This window comes from Pseudomonas sp. RL_105y_Pfl2_101, assembly GCF_963970585.1.
Lineage (GTDB): Bacteria > Pseudomonadota > Gammaproteobacteria > Pseudomonadales > Pseudomonadaceae > Aquipseudomonas.
The window spans coordinates 1-2,591 of record NZ_CAXAPG010000095.1; the positions used below are offsets into that span (position 1 = coordinate 1).

General features: G+C 64.0%; 1 protein-coding gene. It reads left to right on the plus strand.

The annotated features are described in order from the left end of the window. Window positions 1-2,591: condensation domain-containing protein (locus tag AACY31_RS28455; RefSeq protein WP_339505604.1), on the plus strand; the 2,591-nt coding region annotated here is incomplete at both ends.

Consider the following 2,591-nt stretch of genomic DNA (forward strand, 5'->3'; position numbering starts at 1 on the left):
GGATTACCTGGGCCGCAACGACGACCAGGTGAAGATCCGCGGTTTCCGTATCGAACTGGGCGAGATCGAAGCTCGGCTCGGACAGCATGACGCGGTCAAGGACGCCGTGGTGCTGGTGCGCGAAGACACCCCGGGCGAGAAGCGCCTGGTGGCGTACTTCACGCCGCGGGACCTGGACGTTGCGCCACACATCGAGACGCTGCGTACTCATTTGCAGGGGCAATTGCCGGACTACATGATTCCGGTGGCCTACGTGCGGCTCGACGCACTGCCGTTGACCGCCAACGGCAAGCTCGACCGCCGTGCACTGCCGGCGCCGGACAGCGACGCTTACGTCAGCCGTGAATATGAAGCCCCGCAAGGCGAGGTCGAGCAGCTATTGGCACAACTCTGGGCCGAACTGCTCAGGGTTGACCAGGTCGGTCGCCACGACAATTTCTTCGAGCTGGGCGGCCATTCGCTGCTGGCGGTCACGCTGATCGAACGCATGCGCCAGGTCGGCTTGAGCGCTGACGTGCGGGTGTTGTTCAGCCAGCCGACCTTGGCTGCGCTGGGCGCGGCCATCGGCAGTGGCCGGGAGGTGGATGTCCCGGTGAACCGGATTGTTCCGGACTGCGGACGGATCACCCCGGACATGCTCACGCTGATCGACCTTGATCAGGCGACCATTGACCGGGTCGTGGCGACAGTGCCGGGAGGGGCACCGAATGTGCAGGACATCTACCCGCTGGCACCACTGCAGGACGGCATTCTCTACCATCACCTGGCCGCCGAGCAGGGCGACCCCTATGTCTTGAAAACCGTGTTCGAACTGCACAGTCTCGACCGGCTGACGGCGTTTGTGGACGCCCTGCAACACGTCATCGATCGGCACGACATCCTGCGCACCAGCGTGGTGTGGCAAGGCTTCGACACGCCGATCCAAGTGGTGTGGCGCGAAGCGAAATTGCACCTGGAAGAGCTCGCCCTGGACATTTCCGAGGGCGAGATCGCGGCGCAGCTGCAGCATCGTTTCGACCCGCAACACTACCGGCTGGACATCACCCAGGCTCCGCTGATGCGTCTGGTCTTTGCCGAAGACGTGATCAACCGGCGTTGGGTGGCGGTGTTGCTGTTCCACCATATGGCCCTCGACCACACAGCCCTGGAAGTGGTGCAGCACGAGATGCAGGCACACCTGCTGGGCGAGGCCGACCAACTGGCCGTGGCGATGCCGTACCGCAACTATGTGGCGCAAGCGCGCCTAGGTGTGAGCCAACAAGAGCACGAAGGGTTTTTCCGCGAGATGCTCGGCGATGTCGACGAGCCGACGCTACCTTTCGGCTTGCAGGACGTGAGCGGCGACGGTCAGGACATCGAGCATGCCCGGCAAGTTGTCGAGGCAACCTTGAGCCTGCGTCTGCGAGCACAAGCCCGGCAGTTGGGCGTGAGTGCCGCTAGCCTGGTCCACCTGGCCTGGGCGCAGGTGTTGGGATGTGTGTCAGGCAAGGACGATGTGGTGTTCGGTACGGTCCTGCTGGGTCGGATGCAGGGCGGCGATGGCGCGGACCGGGCGCTGGGCATGTTCATCAATACCTTGCCGTTGCGGGTCGAAGTGAGCAGCCAAGGCGTGCGCGATGGGGTGAAAGCCACTCACGCTCGCCTGACCGGGTTATTGGGCCATGAACACGCCTCGCTGGCCCTGGCGCAGCGTTGCAGTGGCGTGGTTGCACCGTTGCCGTTGTTCAGCGCACTGCTCAATTATCGGCACAGCGCCAGCGCAGCGGCCGAGGTCTCGAATGAAACCCTGGCCGCGTGGGATGGCATCGAGTTCCGGAGTAACGAAGAACGGACCAACTACCCGCTGACCCTATCGGTGGACGACCTGGGCGACGGCTTCATGTTGAGCGCCCTGGTGTCGCAGGGAATCGGTGCGGCGCGCATCTGCGCTTACATGCACACGGCCCTGGAAAATCTGGTGCAGGCCCTTGAACACGCACCCCAGACACCACTCAATCGCCTGGAGATCCTGCCGGAGAGCGAACGCAACCAGTTGCGGGTGGATTTCAACGCCACCAAACGTGCCTATCCCCACGAGCAGACCGTCCTGGCGCTGTTCGAGGCCCAGGCCGCGCACCTGCCGCACGCGATTGCGGTGGTGCACGGACTGCGGAAAGTGACTTACGCGGAGCTGAACGAGCAGGCCAATCGCCTGGCCCATCACCTGATCGGCCTCGGCGTGCAACCGGACGACTGCGTGGCGATCCTGCTGCCACGCGCCGTCGAGCTGCTGGCCAGCCAGTTGGCGATTCTCAAGTGCGCGGCAGCCTACGTGCCGCTGGATCGCAACGCCTCGCTGGAGCGCCAAGGGTTCATGCTTGACGACTGCCAGGCCAAGTGCCTGCTGACGTTCAGTACCGAGGCCGTGCCCGAGGGCGCGTGGCGCATCGACCTGGACACGCTGGACGACCAGGGGTTGGTGCATAACCCGGCATTGGCGCAGTCCAGTGAATCGATCGCCTACATCATGTACACCTCGGGCTCTACCGGTACCCCGAAAGGCGTGCTGGTGCCGCATCGGGCGATCACCCGGCTGGTGATCAACAACGGTT